This window comes from Polynucleobacter sp. MG-28-Ekke-A2 (assembly GCF_035012985.1).
Lineage (GTDB): Bacteria > Pseudomonadota > Gammaproteobacteria > Burkholderiales > Burkholderiaceae > Polynucleobacter.
In genome coordinates, this window is sequence record NZ_JAYGQU010000011.1 from 1 (window position 1) to 19871 (window position 19871).

Consider the following 19871-nt stretch of genomic DNA (forward strand, 5'->3'; position numbering starts at 1 on the left):
TCAGTTTGGCTAAGGTGTTGATAGGTCATGGCTACTTTGACTTGCAGGTCTAGAAGCTTTGGATACTAAAACATCCTTAGCCTCCTTAACTAGTTGTTCAAAGTTGCACTTCGTAGTTGAATCCACCTTATTTTAAAGGGGGTGCTTGACTATTAAATATAGCTGTTATGTAATGACCTTGCAGAAGTTATCTTACATAGATCCAGTAATTCAGAGGCATTTTTATGAGAAAAAAGAAGTCTGATAATTTTCCTTATCCGCTATTGGTGGATGCAGAAAAAAAATATTACTGGTGTGCCTGCGGTTTGAGCGATGCACAACCTCTGTGCAATGGCTCTCATGCAAGTGATACAGCTCAGCCTATTGAGTTTTCAGAGATGCAAAGCAAAACCGTCTACTTGTGTGGATGTAAGCACACCAAAACACCGCCTTATTGCGACGGTAGCCACGCAGATCTCTAATTAGGCAAGCGCTTTACTTGCTCACATTGGGAATTAAGTCCGCCGCGCCCTGTGACAGCAGATCTTTTGCAACTGAAAGGCCTAGGGCTTCTGCATCCTCAACTGATTTCACTTGCGCACTACCATTAGCAAGACAGATAGCTTTGCCATCGGTGCTTGCGACAAATGAGCGAATCTGCATTTGATTTTGATCCCAGACAGCGTGTGCAGCGAGCGGCACTTCGCATGAGCCGCCCAACTGACGTGACACCATGCGCTCAGCAGAAACAGCGAACAGAGTTGGCAAATCATTTAATGGAGCAAGCCATTGCTTGATATTGGGATGCTTGCTTAAAGTTTCGATACCCAAAGCGCCCTGACCTGCAGCAGGCGTATAAGGATCATATGGCAAAAATGCACGGATGCGTGACTCCAAACCTAAACGTTTTAAGCCAGCAGCGGCCAAAATAATTGCTTGGTACTCGCCTTTATCTAATTTACCCATACGAGTATCTAAATTTCCGCGTAAGGGTTGAATCTCGAGATGCGGAAACTTGGCACGCAAAACAGATTCGCGTCGCAAGCTAGATGTCCCAACAATCGCTCCAGTTGGAAGATCTTCCAGGCTAGCGTAATCATTAGAAACAAAAGCGTCTCTTGCATCCTCTCTTGCCATCACGCAGGAAAGGTCAAAACCCTCTGGCATCACCATAGGGACATCCTTTAAGGAATGCACAGCCAAATCTGCACGACCATCCTCTAGGGCGGTTTCTAGCTCTTTTACAAAAAGACCCTTACCGCCCACTTTAGAGAGGGCTCTATCCAAAATCTGGTCACCGCGGGTAGTCATTCCCAAAATCTGGACATCACAGCTTGGATAGAGCTTTTTAAGGCAATCTCGCACGTGTTCTGCCTGCCACATAGCCAGGCGACTTTCCCGGGAGGCAATAACAAGGCGCTTTGGGGCTGCCAAAGATGAAGAGATAGGGTTAAAACTCAGGGTTTGCGACATGGCAATCTGCTCAAAGCGTTATTAACATCTGGTTAAACTGAGCTAAATTTAACCTATATTTTAATTTGAATGATTTATGTAGGACGTCAATGACTATCACCTTCCCCTTTACCGCCATTGTTGCGCAATCAGAAATGAAGCTGGCAATCGCCCTTTGCACGATTGACCCTTCGTTAGGCGGTGTTCTTATTTTTGGAGATCGTGGAACAGGTAAGTCCACCACCATTAGATCCTTAGCCTCCTTGCTTCCTACGATGAAATCAGTGGTTGGCTGTAACTATCATTGCGATCCAGATGCTAAAAGCCTTTGCCCTGAATGTGAGCTCAAAAAGAGTGCGGGACATAAGCTAAGGTCCGAAAATATTTCTGTTCCAGTAGTAGATTTGCCGCTTGGGGCTACAGAAGATAGAGTTGTAGGCGCTTTGGATATTGAGAAAGCCTTGACCCAAGGCATCAAATCCTTCGAGCCTGGCCTGCTTGCAAAGGCTAATCGAGGATATCTTTATATCGATGAGGTCAATTTACTTGAAGATCACTTAGTTGATTTGCTAATTGATGTAGCTGCTTCTGGTGAAAATATTATTGAACGTGAGGGATTGAGTATTCGACATCCGGCTAGGTTCGTTCTTATTGGAAGCGGTAATCCGGAGGAGGGGGAGTTGCGACCGCAAATGCTTGACCGTTTTGGACTATCTATAGAGGTAAAAACACCTACTGATTTTAAAGAACGGATTGAGATTATAAAAAGACGAGATGAGTTCGAGCGGAATCCAGAAAAATTTATTGCCAAGTGGGAAGGGTCAGAAGAAGACTTTAAGAAGCAGATCATTAAGTCGAAGAAGCTTCTGGATAAAGTGGAGGTAGATGATCAATTGCTTGAGTCTGCCACTAAGCTTTGCGCTCATCTTGGCACTGACGGCCTAAGAGGCGAGCTTACCTTGCTGAGAGGTGTCAGAGCATTAGCTGCTTTTGAGGGTAAGAAAAAAGCGAATCTGAACCATTTAAAGAAAATTGCGCCAATAGCGCTTGGGCATAGATTGCGTCGTAATCCACTTGACGATAGCAATTCAAAAATTCGTATTGAGCGTGCCATGCAGGAATTCTTTGCTAGTACTGAAAAGTGAATCCAGTACAACAAGCTTGGTTTGATGCAAACTTAATCGCCATTCTTTTGGCTATTAACCCGCGTGGCTTAAAAGGAGTATCGATAAAGAGCCAGTTTGGGCCCATTAGAGATTCCTGGCTTAATTATTTTATAAATCTATTGCCCGCAGACAGTAAAGTTATTAAAGCTCCGGCAAATTTATCCTCTGAGCAATTATTTGGATCATTAGATATTGAAAGCGCTCTTTTGTCTGGAAAATTTAAGGTTAGCCAGGGGCTTCTAGAAAGACTGGGCGGACAATATCTTCTTTTGCCCATGGCTGAGAAAATGAATTTACAGGCGATAACTCATATATCTCAGGCTTTGGATGAAAAAAATCTTTTCAATCATCCTCATGCGGCCAACAATGACCACTTTGGAATAATTGTCTTTGATGAGTCCGAATTCCAAGAGGAGGGCGCTAACCTACGATTGTTAGATAGGCTTGCGTTTGGGATTTATCTCGATCGTTTTTCAATTAACGATACTAAGAAATATCTAGAAGTTACTCCGTCCGATATTAAGGACGCTATAGCATTGCTACCATCTGTAACTTGCCCCCAAGATTTGATGGAGGTACTCATAAAAGCTGGTCTGAGCCTTGGAATTTCCTCATTAAGAGCCAATCAATTTGCATTAGAGGTTGCCAAGTCGCTAGCTGCACTGAGGGGATTAATTAGGGTGGGCCAAGAAGAGGTGATTGATGCTGCACGACTTGTCTACACCCATCTTAAAAGTATGCAATCGCCGCCCGAAGAGGGGGCAGACAATAAAACAGATGACAGCGAAGATGTTGAGGGTAATCAGGAAAGTCAACATAACTCAGACAATGAACTTTCAAAGGATGAAGAAACCTCAGATTTAGAAAATACAGATCCTCCATCTTCTACTGATGAATTAGAGGAGTTAGTGGTTGAAGCTGTACAGGCTTCTTTACCCCCAAAATTTATGATGCGGATGAATCAGACTCTAAGGCCCACTAAGACTAAAGCGAGTATTGCTGGTAAATCTGGATCAATTGAGAAAAGCTTTGCCAGCGGGAGACCTCATGGTACGAGAAAAGGGCTTCCTGGAAATGGAAGGCGCCTTGATATCTTAAAAAGTATTCGATCTGCTATCCCATGGCAAAGATTGCGCGCTCAACAGAAGAACGCTTTCTTAAAATCAGATAATGGAAGCAAAGTTCACTTTAGAGCAGAGGATTTGCATACCAAACAATATTTGAAACGCCGAGGCACGATAACTATATTTTTGGTGGACGCCTCTGGCTCATCAGCAACTCAACGATTATCGGAGGCTAAAGGCGCTTTAGAAGAATTATTGAGTCAATGCTACATTCGACGCGATGAAGTAGCAATGCTGTCTATGAGAGGTTCTAAGGTAGATATTGTTTTGCCGCCAACTAGGTCGCTAGTTAGAGCAAAAAGAAATTTAGCTTCCTTACCCGGGGGTGGTGGCACTCCCCTTGCATTAGGACTTCGTTCCGCTAATGAAATGGCAAGTTCATCAGAGCGTAAAGGCTTGACGCCAATCATCGTAATCATGACCGATGGTAAGGCAAATGTTAATTTGAATGGCGTAGGCGGAAGAGCGGGGGCTCACAATGATGCAATTACAGCCGCAAAAGAGTTAAGCATGAAGAGTCATCGAATTTTATTCGTAGACACTTCACCTCAACCCGAAAAATTAGCCCAAGAGCTTGCTGGGATAATGGCTGCACAATATTTCCCCCTTCCATATACCGGGTCCAGAAAAAAAATTACATCGGCAGCTATTCAATTGGCAAATTTCTAATATAGGCTTGCTCTCGAATTTTTCGGAGAACCTTTTTGCCTTTGATGTAAGCATTTAAAAACATCCCAAGACCAAGGGCAATGCAGACAATTATCAATACATTGTTAAGGGTTGACATTCTCCTCTTCCTCCTTATTTAGGGCGTTCTGAATTAAGTTCAGAGCCATTTCTTCATCGCCTTCGTGAAATAAGTGGCCACCTTTTAGCTCAATCACTTTTGCTTTATCAAAATATTCCCTAATTACGTCACGTAAATTTTTAATTGGTATCCAACCATCATCTTCTGAGAGGATGAAGGTCAATTTTGATTTTATTAATTTGCATTTCTTTAGCAAAATCGCTATGTCTGTTCCTGCCATGAAGCTCATAGAGCCATTAAGATGTTCTGCGCTATTAAATAAAGTCTTATATTTCTCTCTTTTATCAGGGCTTAACTTTGTTTTCGTTGAGTTTAAAAGTCCATCAATAATCTTGGTGTGAGGTAATAGGTCACTTAATATGGAAGTGAAGAATGACGAAGTAACAATTGGATTTAATAGTGGGGCTATAAAGTTTTGATAAAAGCTAGGTAAGGTAATCAGGGATGGGTTTAGCCCAATGATTTCTTTGGGCTGCTCATTGGTGAGTGCGTAACTTAATCCAAGTGTTGCACCAGCTGAATGACCAATAATGTAATCAAAATATTGAATACCTAAACCCTCCCTTAACCTTGTGAGCTGGGTTGTAAGCTCATCTAAGCTGAAGGACTTTTTCGTAACACTCGTTGTAAAACCATGGCCCGGCAAGTCAGGTGCAATCACGGTGTAATTCTTTGCTAACTCTGTAAAGATTGTTCCCCAGGTGTGTGCTGATGAACCAGTTCCATGAAGCATGAGAATGTGTTTTGGCGAATTACCCCCAACTTGTACATGCCAAGATAGGTCCTCAGTCTTTATCTCTCTACTGAAGGATTGATTAGGCCAATCCTTTGGGATGTTTTTCATTTGTTCTAAAACTTCACTCTAATTAAGGGTAAACCCGAATAAATAAGTTTGACAGCTCGATCAATTGTGTCTATATTTTTTTACATATTAAATTGTATTTTAATTTAGACAAAGCTATTTCCTTTATAGGGGCAAGATCATGTCACCAATTAAGCATTTGGATCGGGCATTAGAGCAGGCGTTGAAATCGCACGAGTCTATGAAGGGACCTCCTTCGCTAAGCAAGGCTATTAGACATGCTGTTTTTCCTGGTGGTGCACGGATTAGGCCTCAGTTGACTTTGGCAGTGGCTCAAGCCTGTGGAAATGATGACCCCCAATTATCGATGGCTAGTGCAATTTCCATTGAAATGATTCACTGCGCCTCCTTAGTTCATGATGATTTACCTTGTTTTGATAATGCAGATATGCGGCGCGGTCAGACATCAGTTCATAAAGAATATGGCGAAAGGTTGGCCGTCTTAACTGGCGATGCGCTGATTGTTATGGCTTATGAAACAGTTGCAGCTGCTTCAAGAAGATCCTCTCATCGCTTAGCACCAATTATCAAAACGATTTCACAGGGCGTTGGAGCGCCATTTGGAATTATTGCAGGACAGTCTTGGGAGTGTGAGACACAAGCCAACCTTAGTGACTATCAGAGAGCTAAAACTGGCGCGTTGTTTGCTGCGGCAACCTCAAGCGGTGCACAGGCTGCTGGAGCTGATGCCGAGACATGGAGGGGTTTGGGTGAATGGCTTGGCGAAGCATATCAAATTGCAGATGATATTCGAGATGTATTAGGTGATGCGCAATTTTTGGGTAAGCCTGCAGGGCAAGACCAGGAACATCATCGCCCTAGCTCTGCAAAAGAATTGGGATTAAATGGAGCTGTTGAGCATTTTGATTTGTTGGTCGGTAAGGCAGTGGCATCCATCCCAAGTTGCGTAGGTGATAAGGCGCTAAAAAAATTAGTCGCATTTGAGGCCGAGAGATTACTGCCTTCATCATGGTTTGAGCGTGGTGAAAGACACATTGCTATTGAAACCCTTCGTCAGGCTGCATAGCGCGCCTAATTAGAGTGTCTCAAGCCCGAATAGTTCCGATTGAACAAGACCGAAGTGAGTATGGTCTGTGGGATAGGTTATTTATCTACAAAGATAGGCTAATAGCAAATTCTCGGTTCCAAAACACAGTCGCAAAAATTCCATTCCTAAAAGGTATCGCAAAAAAAAGAGCCAATCAATTATTTGATGTAATGGCGGGTTTTGTATATTCCCAAATTCTTCTAGCTTGTATACGCCTAAATCTTTTTAATCATTTAAAAAATGGCCCATTAACTTTAGAGGCCATAAAAAATGAATGTGGTTTAGAGCAAGCACCTTTAAAACAATTATTAGACGCCGCAGTATCAATTGATTTATTAGAAATTCGGAGCAATCAAAAATTTGGTTTAGGAAAGTTAGGCGCGCCGCTAGTGGAGAATTCTGCTTTAGCGGCAATGATTGAGCACCATACTGTTTTGTATGAAGATTTGAGAGATCCTCTTCTTTTACTATCTGGCAAATTAAAGAGTAGGAAATTAGAAAAATTTTGGCCTTACGTTTCTAATGATCTTGAGGATCAAGAGTCTCTTAAAGATCAAGATCGAGTTAAGGGCTACTCAGATTTAATGTCTACATCCCTACCATTGGTGGCAGATCAAGTCGTAAGCGCATATGACTTTTCTAAGCATCGCTGCTTGTTAGATGTTGGAGGAGGGCAGGGTACTTTTTTAAAAAGAGTGCACCTTCAATCTCCCCAGTTAGAAAGAATGCTTTTCGACTTGCCGGGTGTTGTGAATCTTGCCGCAGAAAATTTCTTGGCCAATTCAGAAGATCAATCTATTAAAGTTTTTGGTGGTGATTTCTTCAAGGATGAGCTTCCTAGTGGAGCAGATTTAATTACTCTTATTCGTGTCATTTTCGATCACGACGATGAGAGAGTAAAAATTTTGCTGAGTTCAATTTATAGAGCACTTCCTTCAGGTGGAAAGTTATTAATTGCTGAGCCTATGGCGAAAACGCCTGAACACCCCCCAATGGGACATGCCTATTTTGGTTTTTATTTATTGGCGATGGGTAGGGGTCGGCCAAGAACAGTTGAAGAGATAAGTCATTTAGCTCTTCATGTTGGCTTTAAAAATATCGACATATTGCACTCGGATATGCCTATAAATGCCCAAGTTTTGCTACTGAGCACCTAATTAAGGGTAAGTACTAATAGAAAGTATTTGAATAGTGTATAAATTACTTTACATATAAGAAAGTAAATTTAAATAGACACATGCAAAGTCAACTTCATTCCACAGCAGTACTGCTGGAGTCTCCAAGAGAACTCAGGTTGAAACGACTTTTGCTTGATGAGCCCAATGACTCGGATGTTGTGGTGCAAATTGAGTGGAGCGGCATCAGCACTGGAACTGAAAAGCTACTTTGGAATGGAACTATGCCAGATTTTCCTGGAATGGGATATCCGCTTGTGCCTGGATACGAATCTGTTGGCAGAGTTACTCGGGTAGGAAAGTCATCTCACCTAAGTCTTAACCAAAGAGTATTTGTGCCCGGCGCAAAGTGTTTTGGTGATGTGAAGGGTTTGTTTGGAGGGGCTGCCTCGCATGTTGTTGTTCCTTCCGATAGGGTTATCGAACTAAATGAAGAAATTGGCGAAGAGGGTGTTTTGCTTGCCTTAGCAGCCACCGCCTATCACGTTACTCAAGGAAAAAAATCATTACAACCCGATTTGATTGTGGGCCATGGCGTATTAGGAAGACTGATCGCTCGAATTGCAGTCATGTTTGGCCACCAGCCAGTTGTCTGGGAGATTGATACAGATCGTATGAGTGGAGCTGAGGGCTATACAGTTCTTCATCCTTGTGATGACCAAGATAACAAATATAAAAATATCTGCGATGCAAGTGGGCAAGTGAGTGTATTAAATAAATTAATTAGTCAACTCCAGTTTGGCGGAGAAATTACCCTTGCTGGTTTTTATGACAAAGACATTCAGTTTAATTTCCCCAGTGCATTTATGAAGGAAGCTAAATTGCGGATTGCTGCACAGTGGGCGCCTCAGGATTTGAAGGATGTGAAGCAGCTCTTATCGAATGGCAGATTAAATCTGAATGGATTAATAACGCATCATCGTAAGCCCTCTTCAATTGGTGATGTATATCGCACCGCATTTGAAGATCCTAACTGTCTCAAAATGGTAGTTGATTGGAGAGAAGCACTATGAATGCCCCAAGTGTCCCAAAAGAAATAACAATTCAATTTACGCAATTGAAAAAAGAGGCCGCTATTGAGCCTGATCAGGTCCATACAGGTGAGATTAAAAAAGAAACTCAGATCATTGCAATTTATGGCAAAGGCGGAATTGGGAAAAGCTTCACATTAGCCAACCTGTCCTACATGATGGCGCAGCAGGGCAAAAAGGTATTGCTGATTGGCTGCGACCCAAAAAGCGACACCACTTCATTGCTATTTGGAGGTAAAGCTTGTCCTACCATTATTGAAACTTCTTCCAAAAAGAAGTTAGCCGGTGAAGAAGTCAAGATTGGCGATGTTTGTTTTAAGCGTGATGGCGTATATGCCATGGAATTGGGTGGCCCTGAGGTCGGTAGAGGGTGCGGTGGCAGGGGAATCATTCATGGCTTTGAAACACTGGAGAAGCTTGGTTTTCATGACTGGGGGTTTGATTACGTATTGCTAGACTTTTTAGGCGACGTAGTCTGCGGAGGTTTTGGATTACCAATCGCTAGAGATATGTGTCAGAAGGTTATTGTTGTAGCAAGCAATGATCTCCAGTCACTCTATGTTGCCAATAACGTGTGCTCTGCAGTCGAATACTTCCGTAAATTAGGTGGTAATGTTGGTGTAGCTGGCATGGTTATCAATAGAGATGATGGCACTGGCGAAGCAACAGCTTTTGCTGAGCATGTAGGTATTCCTGTACTTTCGGTTATTCCAGCGAATGACGATATCAGAAGGAAAAGTGCTAGCTATGAAATCATTGGTAAGCCAGATTCACAATGGGGTCCGCTCTTTGAGGGTTTAGCAAGTAATGTTGCCGAAGCGCCTCCAGTGCGACCAAAGCCAATGGCTCCAGATGATTTACTAGGCTTATTTTCAGCAAGTCAGGTTGGTAGAGATATCGTTCTTGAGCCAGCGACTATTTTCGATATGGTTGGCAAGAATGAAGTAATTAAGCCAACGCTTGAAGTGATTTACGACAAAGCCTAGAGACCGGAGCCATCGTGAAATCATCTAAAGTTATTCCGATACAAGCTCAGAACACTTCTGAGACTGGAATAACCTGTCATTCAGGCGCAGAAGAATTATTAGCAGCTGCTAAGTCTGCCAATAAAAGTGAGATCTTGGGTCAGTACGCAAAAGATTACCCTAAGGGCCCTCATGATCAACCACAAAGTATGTGCCCTGCATTTGGTTCTTTGCGAGTAGGCTTGAGAATGCGTAGGACAGCGACGATTCTGTCAGGTTCGGCCTGTTGTGTATACGGCCTTACTTTTACCTCCCACTTTTATGGTGCGCGACGTAGCGTCGGATATGTACCATTTAACTCTGAGTCCTTGGTTACTGGAAAGTTATTCGAAGATATACGGGATGCGGTTTATAAAGAAGCTAATCCCGACCTCTATGACGCCATAGTCATTATCAATTTATGTGTTCCAACTGCTAGTGGCGTGCCGTTGCAATTATTGCCAAAAGAAATCAATGGTGTTCGTATTATTGGCATTGATGTTCCGGGATTTGGGGTGCCTACCCATGCAGAGGCCAAAGATGTTCTAGCAAGCGCAATGTTGCGTTATGCACGTACTGAAATCGAAAATGGCCCAGTGTCTGCACCACGGAATGGCCTTTCTGATAAGCCTACAGTTACCTTGTTAGGTGAAATGTTCCCGGTAGATCCAATCAGCATTGGAATGATGTTAGAGCCAATGGGTATGGGTGTTGGACCAGTTGTGCCAACTAGAGAATGGCGCGAGCTATATCAGGCGTTCGACTCTAAGGTAGTCGCAGCAATTCACCCGTTTTATACCGCAAGTATTCGTGAATTTGAAAGTGCTGGAAGAACCATTGTGGGCTCTGCTCCGATTGGTTACGATGGCACAGCTCAATGGCTAGAAAACATTGGAGTAGCCTCTGGTGTCAGCGCAGAAAAAATTGGTAATGCTAAAGCCAAGTTTTTGCCAATGATTCAAGCCGCACTCAAAGCAAAACCAATCAAAGGAAGAATCACTCTTAGTGGGTATGAGGGTTCGGAATTACTAGTGGCACGTTTATTGGTAGAGAGTGGGGCGGATGTACGTTATGTTGGCACTGCTTGTCCAAAGACAATTTGGAGCAGCGGCGACTTAGATTGGCTTGAGCAACACGGCGTTCATGTTGAGTATCGCGCTTCTTTGGAGCAAGATCTCGCCGCAATGAAAGAGTTCGAGCCAGATTTAGTGATTGGCACAACGCCAGTAGTTCAAAAAGCCAAAGAATTGGCTATCCCATCCTTGTATTTCACGAATTTAATTTCAGCACGACCACTAATGGGGGCTGCTGGTGCAGGTTCTTTGGCTCAAGTCATCAATGCAGCATTAGCAAACCAAGATCGTTTTGATGCTATGAACTCATTCTTTGAGGGTGTGGGTAAAGATCATGCAGCTGGTGTTTGGGAATCAGTGCCTGTTGATCGTCCTGAATTTAAAGCTGATGTAAGGCGTCGCATGGAAAAAGCTCGAGCCAAGCAAAAAGCTGAGGAGATGGGCTAATGCTAGTCCTAGATCACGATCGCGCTGGAGGATATTGGGGGGCTGTATATGTATTTACAGCTGTAAAGGGGCTTCAAGTTGTTATTGACGGTCCAGTTGGCTGTGAAAACTTGCCGGTGACATCAGTGCTCCATTACACCGATGCCTTGCCCCCTCATGAATTGCCAATAGTAGTGACTGGTTTAGCTGAAGAGCAGTTAGGCAGAGAAGGTACAGAAGAGTCAATGAAGCGCGCTCATAAAGTGCTTGATCCTGATTTACCTGCAGTAGTAGTAACGGGTTCTATTGCGGAGATGATTGGTGGTGGTGTAACACCTGAGGGAACTGGTATTAAGCGCTTCTTGCCAAGAACAATTGACGAAGATCAATGGCAATGCGCAAATAGGGCAATGAATTGGCTTTGGACCGAATATGGACTTAAAAAGATTCCTCCACGCAAAAGAGATGCAGATACAAAACCTAGGGTCAATATTATTGGACCTTCTTATGGCAGCTTCAATTTATATAGTGACTTAGCTGAAATTAGGCGTTTAGTCGAAGGTATTGGTGCGGAAGTAAATTTAGTATTCCCCTTGGGAACCCACCTTGCAGATATTCCAAAATTAATTGATGCGGATGTCAATATCTGCATGTATCGAGAGTATGGACGACTCCTATGTGAGACGCTTGAGAGACCTTACTTGCAAGCCCCCATTGGAATGCAATCTACCACTGCTTTTTTACGAAAGCTGGGCGAGTTGTGTGGTCTTGACGTGGAACCTTTCGTTGAAAAAGAGAAGCACACAACATTAAAGCCAATCTGGGATTTATGGCGTTCTGTCACGCAAGATTTTTTTGGCACAGCTAGCTTTGCCATCGTAGCAAGTGAAACCTATACACGAGGCGTTAGAAATTTCCTCGAAGAAGAAATGGGTCTTCCGTGTAATTTTGCAGTCTCTAGATTGCCTGGAAACAAGACAAATAACGTTGAAATCAGAGAGTTAGTTCAAAAGAAAACTCCTCTAGTGATGTTTGGAAGTTATAACGAGCGGATGTACGGTAGTGAAATCAGCGCACGGTTTTCTTTCATACCCGCTTCATTTCCTGGGGCAATTATCCGTAGGCATACCGGCACTCCTTATATGGGATATTCCGGATCAGTCTATTTAATTCAGGAAGTTTGCAATTCACTGTTTGATGCTTTATTCAATATTTTGCCACTAGGCACTGAAATGGATAAGGTTGATCCAACCCCTGCGAAATTACAAAGCTCCATTCAGGCAATGCCATGGGAGCAGGGGGCCCAGGAGTTATTAAACAAGTTAATTAGTAAACAACCAGTGCTCACTCAAATATCGGCAGCGAAAAAAATCCGTGATGAGGCTGAGTTAGAGGCACGTAAACAAAAAATTGAAAAAGTAACTGTAGCTTGTTTACAGAAGTCATCCTTCTCCTTGGTTGAAGGGGAGGCTGTATGACAGGCATTCAAAGATATTGCTCTAGTAAAGAGCTAAACCAATATGGTGTTGTTAAGCCATATCCTCAAATCTACAGGGGTGATGTAGAAAAGACCGCAAGGTCAGTTTCAAGGAGTAGTCATCATGAGTGAAAACAGATCTATATCTGGGCTTACCGATGCAGAAGCTAAAGAATTCCATACATTTTATATGCAAGGTCTTCTTGGATTTACTGCAATCGCTGTCGTCGCGCACATACTTGTATGGGCATGGCGTCCATGGTTCTTTTGATGCAGTAGTAAGTACATAGTAAACGTAGTCAATTAGAGGGAGTGTTTTTATGAAGATCAATACGGATTTAATGCATAAACATGTTTTGCATGACACCTGGTCATTCAAAATTATTTTTTTGATTAGTTACGTGGTGCTCTTTGTTGTAGCACTTTTTTTAATTGTCTTACCTGCATCACAGAAAAGTTGGTTATTTTCTGGTGCTGACGGAGGTTCATTCTTCAAGTCAGTTGAAACAGGTGTTTACGGCTTTATGTCTTACTTAAATTAGGAGAAATATTATGTGGAGAATTTGGAAACTATACGACCCACTACGTGCGATGGTTGCACAGGGCGTTTTTCTCTTTGCTTTGGCAGCAATGATTCATCTCATTTTATTGAGCACAGTTCAATACAAATGGCTGGATGGTATGAGTCAAGAGCAGTACAAAGCAGCTATATCAGCAGCGAAGAAGTAATTAGATGTGCAAACCGTAGGCGAATTTCTAGAAATAGTGATTCGTCTACGCAAGATTAATTTAATGTGAGAAGAATTCTCACTGTGTAAGGAGCGCAAAATGGCCATGCTCAACTTTGAAAAAAAATACCGCGTGCGCGGTGGGACTCTAATAGGAGGAGATCTTTTTGATTTCTGGGTAGGCCCTTTCTACGTCGGATTCTTTGGGGTAACCACTATATTCTTTGCATTCCTTGGGACTGCAATGATTCTTTGGGGCACATCTCAGGCGGGCGTTTTCAATCCTTGGCAAATAAATATTGCCCCTCCGGATCTGAAATATGGGTTAGGCGTAGCTCCTTTGATGGAGGGTGGATTATGGCAAATCATTACTATCTGCGCCTTAGGAGCATTTGGTTCTTGGGCAATGCGTGAGGTGGAAATTTCTCGAAAATTGGGAATGGGCCTTCATGTACCAGTTGCTTTTAGTATGGCCATCTTTGCGTATTTCACTTTGGTTGTAATTCGCCCAGTGTTAATGGGTGCATGGGGCTACGGTTTTCCTTATGGAATATTGAGTCATTTAGATTGGGTGTCGAATACTGGGTATCAGTATCTGCACTTTCATTACAACCCAGCCCACATGATTGCGGTAACGCTATTTTTTACTACTACCTTAGCGCTTGCACTTCATGGAGCTTTGATTCTATCTTCCACAAATCCACAGCCTGGACAGCCGGTCAAAACTCCTGAGCACGAGGATACTTTCTTTAGAGACATTATTGGATATTCCGTTGGAACATTGGGCATTCATCGTCTTGGATTATTCCTAGCCTTAGCGGCGGTATTTTGGAGTGCTGTTTGTATTGTTATTAGTGGCCCCTTCTGGACAAAGGGTTGGCCTGAATGGTGGACATGGTGGTTGAATTTGCCAATCTGGGGTTAGTTTTCAGCTAAATTGAAAATGCGGAGAGCATTATGGAATATCAAAATCTATTTACACAAACACAAGTAACTGGTCCTGCAAGTCATGGCGTTCCGATCAACGCCTACGATATGCGTGAGCGAACTCGCTCTATTGGATTTAGTCATTTTATGGGGCGCATTGGTAATGCGCAGCTCGGTCCTGTATACCTTGGGAGATTAGGGGTTGCATCGTTAATATTTGGTATGACAGCATTTTTCATTATTGGGATGAATATGCTGGCCCAAGTAGGTTGGAATCCTTTGCAGTTTGTGAGGAAATTATTTTGGCTTTCTTTAGATGCCCCGGCACCTAAGTATGGATTGACCTTTCCGCCTATGAATGAAGGTGGTTGGTGGTTGATTGTTGGTCTATTTTCAACGATTTCAATCATGCTTTGGTGGCTAAGAACCTTCCGTAGGGCTCAGGCTCTTGGAATGGGTACTCATGTACCTTGGGCATTCGCATCAGCAATTTGGTTGTTCTTGGTGTTGGGCCTTATTCGTCCGGTGCTGATGGGCAGTTGGAGCGAAGCGGTGCCATTTGGTATCTTTTCTCACCTAGATTGGGTGTCCGCCTTTTCAATTCGCTATGGCAACTTGTTTTACAACCCATTCCACATGCTCTCCATTGTGTTCCTTTATGGATCAGTCCTTTTGTTTGCTATGCACGGCGCAACTATTCTGGCAGTGAGTCGATTTGGCGGTGAAAGAGAAATTGAGCAAATTGTCGATCGCGGAACCGCATCTGAAAGGGCGGCTTTATTCTGGAGATGGACTATGGGCTTTAACGCTACGATGGAATCCATTCACCGTTGGGCCTGGTGGTTTGCTGTACTTACTCCATTAACAGGTGGCATTGGAATTTTGCTAACCGGCACCGTTGTGGATAACTGGTATCTATGGGCTGTTAAGCATAATATGGCGCCAACTTATCCGGCAATTTATGGGACCGTGTCTGATCCTGCTTTAAAGGCACCTTCAGCTCCAGTAGCAATAGGGGAGAAAAAATGAAAAACGTTCGCCAAAAAATTGCCATTGCATTTAGTGTTTTGGCAATCCTTACGCTTACGGCGTGTGAGCGACCACCAGTTGAGTCAAAGCAAACTGGATACCGCGGCACTGGTATGGATCAGATTAACAATCCTAGAACACAAGAACAGCTAGCTAAGATTAATGAAATGCCAGCCGGGGTTCCTGCATCCCCGGATGGACCAAAGGCTGGTGCCGTGTATAAGAACGTCAAAGTTTTAAATAATTTAAGCACTGCACAGTTTGGTGCTTTTATGGTCTCCATGACCTCATGGGTGGCCCCCAAAGAGGGCTGCTCTTATTGTCACAATGTTCAGAATTTTGCAGATGATTCTCTCTACACTAAAACTGTCGCCAGAAGAATGATTCAGATGAATCAGCAAATTAATAGCAATTGGACTGATCACGTAAAACAAACGGGCGTAACTTGTTATACCTGCCATAGAGGTAATAATATTCCTCAAAATGTTTGGTTTAATCCAGAAGAAAAGCGTGGCGGAAATATGCTAGGTAATGCTAACGGACAAAATGATCCAGCATCTGCCGTTGCCTATACAGCCCTCCCGAATAAGCCATTTGCAGACTATTTGGTAGAAAAAGGTGGCCCAGCAAGGATTGTTGGCAAAACGGCACTTCCTACGGGTAACAAAGCAACCCTGCAAAGTACAGAAAATGTATATGGAATGATGACCCACATGTCCCATTCTCTGGGGGTTAACTGTACTTACTGCCATAACTCTCAGAACTTCTCTAGTTGGGAGCAAAGTACGCCACAGCGGGTACAGGCTTGGTATGGAATACAGATGCTCAAAGATGTTAATACAAACTTTTTGACATCCTTAGATGGTGTATTTCCACCAAATCGACTCGGGCCCACTGGCGACGTTGCTAAAGCAAACTGCGCTACCTGTCATCAAGGTGTAAATAAACCACTCTTAGGTCAAAGTATGCTTAAGGATTATCCGTATCTTGCTCCAAATAGAGATATGCCAAAAGATAGCAACCATAGCGCAGCAAAATAGTCATACCAACCCCTTTGATGGTAAATATCAAAGGGGTTTTTAAACAAAGGAAGTCTGATGGACCAACAGGTCGATCAATTTAAGATCCCCGAAAACATAGCCACAGTTGGAAATGTAAATGCTTCTGAACGCGCTCTTGTAATCGGTGCAGGGTTTGGTGGTCTTGCTGCAGCAATACGGCTAGCCATAAAAGGATATGACGTCCAGGTATTGGAAAGATTGGGAGACGCTGGAGGTAGGGCTTATGTACATAGAAGAAATGGCTTTACGTTTGATGCCGGCCCTACTATTATCACTGCACCTTTTTTACTAGAAGAGTTATGGAGCTTGTGCGGCAAAAAAATGTCCAATGATGTTGATTTACGCGCAATGGATCCGTTTTATCAAATCCGATTTGCAGATGGCCGCATATTTAATTACACCGGTGATCTGGAGCGAATGAAGCAAGAAGTTGCCAAATTTAGTCCTAGTGATTTACCGGGTTACCTACGTTTTTTAGAAGAGGCAGAGTATTGCTACAAACTAGGGTTTGAAGAGCTGGGAGATGTTGCATTTGACAGCTTAAAAGATTTAGTCAAAGCATTTCCAAGCCTCGTGAAGATGAGGGCTTGGAATAATCTCTATAGCTTAGTTGCGAAACATATCAAAGACCCACAGCTTAGAGAAGTGATGAGCTTTCATCCATTGCTCATTGGCGGTAATCCTTTTTCGGTTACCTCTGTTTATGCATTAATTAATTCCTTAGAGCGCAAATGGGGCGTTCATTCCGCAATGGGTGGAACGGGATCAATTATTAAAGGACTTGTTGGTTTGCTAAATGGCCTTGGCGTAAGAATCCGTTATGCAAGTACCGTTAAGAAAATTAATATCATTGACAATAAAGTAACGGGCGTAACATTGGAAAATGGTGAGGTTTTATTTGCCAATAAGGTAGTCTGTAATGCTGATACAGCATGGACTTACAAAAATTTGATTGATCCAGAGCATCGAAAAATATGGACTGATAAAAAAATTGAGAATGGTAAGTACTCAATGAGTCTATTTGTCTGGTATTTTGGAACTAAAAAACAATACCCAAAAATCCCACACCATATGATGCTGTTAGGTAAGCGTTATAAAGCACTTTTAGAAGATATTTTTAAACGCCATCATCTTGCTAAAGACTTTAGTCTATATTTGCATCGTCCTACAGCAACAGATCCTAGCTTAGCACCCTCAGGTTGCGATACCTTTTACGTACTCTCTCCCGTTCCTCATCTGGACAGTGGAACCGATTGGAAGCAAGAGGCTGAGCCTTATAGAAAAGCCATTGCAAAGATGCTTGAAGAAACTGTTTTGCCGGGCTTGCAAGAGAATTTAGTGGAATCATTTGTAATGACTCCGGAAGATTTTAAGGACAGGCTGCTTTCTTATAAGGGGGCTGCTTTTGGTTTGGAGCCCTTGCTTACTCAAAGCGCTTGGTTCAGGCCACATAACCGTAGCGAGGATATCGAGGGTCTTTATATGGTTGGGGCAAGCACTCATCCGGGTGCGGGGATTCCTGGAGTTTTGTCATCAGCCAAAGCCTTAGATTCGTTGATTGAACCCGCTAAAATATTTTCTCAAAATGCACGATAGGGCTATTACCTCTGAATACGGTTTTCAGCTTGATCTACTCTCTTGCGAGAGCTTGATGAGAGATGGCTCCAAGTCCTTTTTTTCTGCATCCAGGATACTGCCTTCTAATATTCGTGATTCTGCTATAGCGTTATATGCTTTTTGTCGTTTATTGGACGACATGGTGGATGACCAAAATGCGTCTGATAATGTTATCGAGCAGATTGAATATCGATTAGATCGTATCTATTCAAAAAATCCACTAGATATACCCGCGGATAGAGCTTTAGCTCTTGTAGTTGAGCGATTTTTAATTCCTCGAAGTCTTCTGGAGGCGCTGGTAGAGGGATTTAAGTGGGATCGTACTGGTCGCCAATATCAAACCATAGAAGAGTTATGTGACTATGCTGCGAGAGTTGCTTCCACAGTTGGTGTCATGATGACTCTGATTATGGGTATACGGGATCGGGCTGTATTAGAACGTGCATGCGAGCTTGGCTTGGCAATGCAGTTGACTAATATTGCGCGGGATGTAGGAGAGGATGCCAGAAACCAGCGCCTCTATCTTCCTAGGGATTGGCTTAAAGAAGAAAATATAGACCCTGATCAATGGCTAAAAAATCCTATTTTTAATGATGGTATCTTGCGAGTGAATCAAAAGCTTATTCAGTACGCCGATGATTTATATGCTCGTTCGGCATTTGGATTCTCTGGTTTACCAAGAAATTGTCGATCAGCCATAGCCGCTGCTAGTTTGATTTATTCAGAAATCGGCAGACAAATTGAGCGGCAAGGGATGGATTCGATCAGCAAAAGAGCTGTTGTATCCAAGAAAAGAAAAGTTCTATTGTTACTGAAATCTCTAGGAGCAGCTATTTATAGCGTAAAGCCAATACAAAAATTGGACACTATTCCTGCGGTTCAGTTTTTAGTTGATGCAGTCGAGCCAGAAGAGCAGTACGCTCATTACAGCGGATCAGTAGAGGATAGGCTCATTTGGGTTGTTAGTCTTTTAGAGAAGGTAGAGCATAGAAAGATAGACGCATATCACTCTTTGGCTCGACATTAATAAATACGCGTTGGATTTCTAGGCATTCTCCAAGGTAGCATGCATTGCACAATGCCAGATTCAAGGCGTTTTATATTCAATGTCTCATGCATCGAAACAACATCTTCCCCAAGTAGCTTTGATGCAATCATCGAGCGAGCATAAAAGGGTGTATCTTCCAAAGTATTAATTACTGAAACCTCCTGATCTAGATCAGAACGCATATTGCGCTGAATTCTCCAGCCCGTTTTGCGAAGTTCAACCCTCTTTGGTGCTAAAAAATCTTCAGTGCTACCGTCTACATTAAATTTGGTTGCCAATACTTTTTCTACTCCGTTTTTTTGCCGCACATCATAAATTACGGCAGTGCTTCCATCCTTTAAGTGAGAGCGCGACCAATCCCACTCGCTAAAGGGTTTATTGATCGCCTCGTCTCCCTCATTAGAGTCAAAGTAAGCATTGCCTTGCCAATGCAGATCGGGTTTATTGAAGGATACTTCGACTCTAGAAGACGCAGCAATTGGACCCCAGCGATGCTTCTGTTGATCATCAAGGCTTGCTACATGATTAAAAAGTTGTTCCGTATGTACTTTGATGCTTCCTTGAACTCTTTGACCAAGCAAAGGAACTCTTTCATTAATAGTGATCGTCAGGGTGTTATCCTGCCAGCTCAATTGACTGGGGCCGATAGTGAACTGGTTGGCTGTGCGATGAATAGCATTTCTGCCTCGCTCAGTCATCGTCCAATATTTTTTAGTAGGGGTATAAAGCGCTACATTAATAGCGCAAAAGTTATCAGCTTGTGCAGGTTCACTTTTATTAGCCCAAGCGTAATAGGGCGAGAAGACACTACCAACAAAAGCAATGATGCTAAATCC

Annotated in this window: 20 protein-coding genes; 17 read left to right on the forward strand and 3 right to left on the reverse strand. The window is 42.9% G+C overall.

Translation table 11 applies throughout. The features are described 5' to 3' along the window. Positions 1–224: 224 nt before the first annotated feature. Positions 225–461 (forward strand): CDGSH iron-sulfur domain-containing protein, encoded by a 237-nt coding sequence (locus VC188_RS07900; protein WP_323483588.1) that lies wholly within the window; start codon positions 225–227, stop codon positions 459–461. Between the two features lie 13 nt (positions 462–474). Here VC188_RS07900 and hemC read toward each other — a convergent pair whose 3' ends face one another. Continuing rightward, positions 475–1452, reverse strand: coding sequence for a hydroxymethylbilane synthase (gene hemC, locus VC188_RS07905; RefSeq protein ID WP_323483589.1), 978 nt, complete (start codon positions 1450–1452; stop codon positions 475–477). 89 nt (positions 1453–1541) lie between these two features. Here hemC and bchI point away from each other — a divergent pair, with 89 nt between their 5' ends. Together bchI and VC188_RS07915 are read left to right on the forward strand one after the other, a co-directional pair. Beyond that, entirely contained in the window at positions 1542–2576 is a 1035-nt protein-coding gene (gene bchI / locus VC188_RS07910) for a magnesium chelatase ATPase subunit I (RefSeq protein WP_216218222.1), read from the forward strand. Beyond that, complete coding sequence (locus VC188_RS07915; protein ID WP_323483590.1) at positions 2573–4390, forward strand: VWA domain-containing protein; 1818 nt, start codon at positions 2573–2575, stop codon at positions 4388–4390. Before bchI ends, VC188_RS07915 begins: the two co-directional genes overlap by 4 nt. Before the next feature lie 104 nt (positions 4391–4494). Here VC188_RS07915 and VC188_RS07920 read toward each other — a convergent pair whose 3' ends face one another. After that, the gene (locus VC188_RS07920; protein ID WP_323483591.1) at positions 4495–5373 is read right to left on the reverse strand and encodes an alpha/beta fold hydrolase; all 879 of its coding nucleotides are present in this window, start codon (positions 5371–5373) and stop codon (positions 4495–4497) included. 139 nt (positions 5374–5512) lie between these two features. Between VC188_RS07920 and VC188_RS07925 the strand changes: the two genes are divergently transcribed. The 14 genes from VC188_RS07925 (at position 5513) to VC188_RS07990 (ending at position 19014) form a co-directional block, all read left to right on the forward strand. Then, a complete protein-coding gene (locus VC188_RS07925; RefSeq protein ID WP_216234967.1) occupies positions 5513–6418 on the forward strand; it encodes a polyprenyl synthetase family protein in 906 nt (301 codons plus the stop codon). A 14-nt stretch (positions 6419–6432) separates the two neighbouring features. Continuing rightward, entirely contained in the window at positions 6433–7596 is a 1164-nt protein-coding gene (locus tag VC188_RS07930) for a methyltransferase (RefSeq protein WP_323483592.1), read from the forward strand. An 80-nt stretch (positions 7597–7676) separates the two neighbouring features. After that, a complete protein-coding gene (gene bchC, locus VC188_RS07935) occupies positions 7677–8627 on the forward strand; it encodes a chlorophyll synthesis pathway protein BchC (protein WP_068949083.1) in 951 nt (316 codons plus the stop codon). Then, positions 8624–9631 (forward strand): chlorophyllide a reductase iron protein subunit X, encoded by a 1008-nt coding sequence (locus VC188_RS07940; protein ID WP_068949084.1) that lies wholly within the window; start codon positions 8624–8626, stop codon positions 9629–9631. The genes bchC and VC188_RS07940 overlap by 4 nt, the downstream gene beginning before the upstream one ends. Before the next feature lie 14 nt (positions 9632–9645). Beyond that, the gene (gene bchY / locus VC188_RS07945) at positions 9646–11169 is read left to right on the forward strand and encodes a chlorophyllide a reductase subunit Y (RefSeq protein WP_316934916.1); all 1524 of its coding nucleotides are present in this window, start codon (positions 9646–9648) and stop codon (positions 11167–11169) included. Then, positions 11169–12626: a chlorophyllide a reductase subunit Z gene (gene bchZ / locus VC188_RS07950; RefSeq protein ID WP_216234970.1), complete on the forward strand. Its 1458-nt coding sequence runs from the start codon at positions 11169–11171 to the stop codon at positions 12624–12626. The genes bchY and bchZ overlap by 1 nt, the downstream gene beginning before the upstream one ends. Before the next feature lie 123 nt (positions 12627–12749). After that, a complete protein-coding gene (gene pufB / locus VC188_RS07955; RefSeq protein WP_068949087.1) occupies positions 12750–12896 on the forward strand; it encodes a light-harvesting antenna LH1, beta subunit in 147 nt (48 codons plus the stop codon). A gap of 49 nt (positions 12897–12945) precedes the next feature. Further along, entirely contained in the window at positions 12946–13167 is a 222-nt protein-coding gene (locus VC188_RS07960) for a hypothetical protein (protein ID WP_072583908.1), read from the forward strand. 10 nt (positions 13168–13177) lie between these two features. After that, positions 13178–13354, forward strand: a complete 177-nt coding sequence (gene pufA, locus VC188_RS07965) for a light-harvesting antenna LH1, alpha subunit (protein ID WP_071608677.1) — start codon at positions 13178–13180, stop codon at positions 13352–13354. A 99-nt stretch (positions 13355–13453) separates the two neighbouring features. Further along, on the forward strand, positions 13454–14278 hold the full coding sequence (gene pufL / locus VC188_RS07970; RefSeq protein ID WP_068949089.1) for a photosynthetic reaction center subunit L: 825 nt from the start codon (positions 13454–13456) through the stop codon (positions 14276–14278). A gap of 32 nt (positions 14279–14310) precedes the next feature. Then, on the forward strand, positions 14311–15309 hold the full coding sequence (gene pufM, locus VC188_RS07975) for a photosynthetic reaction center subunit M (protein WP_216865872.1): 999 nt from the start codon (positions 14311–14313) through the stop codon (positions 15307–15309). Next, entirely contained in the window at positions 15306–16349 is a 1044-nt protein-coding gene (pufC, locus tag VC188_RS07980; protein ID WP_323483593.1) for a photosynthetic reaction center cytochrome PufC, read from the forward strand. Before pufM ends, pufC begins: the two co-directional genes overlap by 4 nt. A gap of 57 nt (positions 16350–16406) precedes the next feature. Continuing rightward, positions 16407–17966, forward strand: coding sequence for a phytoene desaturase family protein (gene crtI / locus VC188_RS07985; protein WP_323483594.1), 1560 nt, complete (start codon positions 16407–16409; stop codon positions 17964–17966). Further along, complete coding sequence (locus VC188_RS07990; RefSeq protein ID WP_323483595.1) at positions 17956–19014, forward strand: phytoene/squalene synthase family protein; 1059 nt, start codon at positions 17956–17958, stop codon at positions 19012–19014. Before crtI ends, VC188_RS07990 begins: the two co-directional genes overlap by 11 nt. Here the strand turns inward: VC188_RS07990 and VC188_RS07995 are convergent. Then, entirely contained in the window at positions 19011–19862 is an 852-nt protein-coding gene (locus VC188_RS07995; protein WP_112205863.1) for a carotenoid 1,2-hydratase, read from the reverse strand. The genes VC188_RS07990 and VC188_RS07995 overlap by 4 nt on opposite strands. Positions 19863–19871: the final 9 nt, after the last annotated feature.

Excerpts from the sequence above, each read along its gene's own strand:
- VC188_RS07920 (WP_323483591.1), bottom strand. The coding sequence starts at position 5,373 with ATGAAAAACATCCCAAAGGATTGGCCTAATCAATCCTTCAGTAGAGAG.
- VC188_RS07900 (WP_323483588.1), top strand. The coding sequence starts at position 225 with ATGAGAAAAAAGAAGTCTGATAATTTTCCTTATCCGCTATTGGTGGAT.
- VC188_RS07990 (WP_323483595.1), top strand. The coding sequence starts at position 17,956 with ATGCACGATAGGGCTATTACCTCTGAATACGGTTTTCAGCTTGATCTA.
- bchZ (WP_216234970.1), top strand. The coding sequence starts at position 11,169 with ATGCTAGTCCTAGATCACGATCGCGCTGGAGGATATTGGGGGGCTGTA.
- VC188_RS07940 (WP_068949084.1), top strand. The coding sequence starts at position 8,624 with ATGAATGCCCCAAGTGTCCCAAAAGAAATAACAATTCAATTTACGCAA.
- pufM (WP_216865872.1), top strand. The coding sequence starts at position 14,311 with ATGGAATATCAAAATCTATTTACACAAACACAAGTAACTGGTCCTGCA.
- hemC (WP_323483589.1), bottom strand. The coding sequence starts at position 1,452 with ATGTCGCAAACCCTGAGTTTTAACCCTATCTCTTCATCTTTGGCAGCC.
- VC188_RS07960 (WP_072583908.1), top strand. The coding sequence starts at position 12,946 with ATGAAGATCAATACGGATTTAATGCATAAACATGTTTTGCATGACACC.
- pufB (WP_068949087.1), top strand. The coding sequence starts at position 12,750 with ATGAGTGAAAACAGATCTATATCTGGGCTTACCGATGCAGAAGCTAAA.
- bchI (WP_216218222.1), top strand. The coding sequence starts at position 1,542 with ATGACTATCACCTTCCCCTTTACCGCCATTGTTGCGCAATCAGAAATG.
- VC188_RS07925 (WP_216234967.1), top strand. The coding sequence starts at position 5,513 with ATGTCACCAATTAAGCATTTGGATCGGGCATTAGAGCAGGCGTTGAAA.
- bchC (WP_068949083.1), top strand. The coding sequence starts at position 7,677 with ATGCAAAGTCAACTTCATTCCACAGCAGTACTGCTGGAGTCTCCAAGA.
- pufC (WP_323483593.1), top strand. The coding sequence starts at position 15,306 with ATGAAAAACGTTCGCCAAAAAATTGCCATTGCATTTAGTGTTTTGGCA.
- pufA (WP_071608677.1), top strand. The coding sequence starts at position 13,178 with ATGTGGAGAATTTGGAAACTATACGACCCACTACGTGCGATGGTTGCA.
- crtI (WP_323483594.1), top strand. The coding sequence starts at position 16,407 with ATGGACCAACAGGTCGATCAATTTAAGATCCCCGAAAACATAGCCACA.
- pufL (WP_068949089.1), top strand. The coding sequence starts at position 13,454 with ATGGCCATGCTCAACTTTGAAAAAAAATACCGCGTGCGCGGTGGGACT.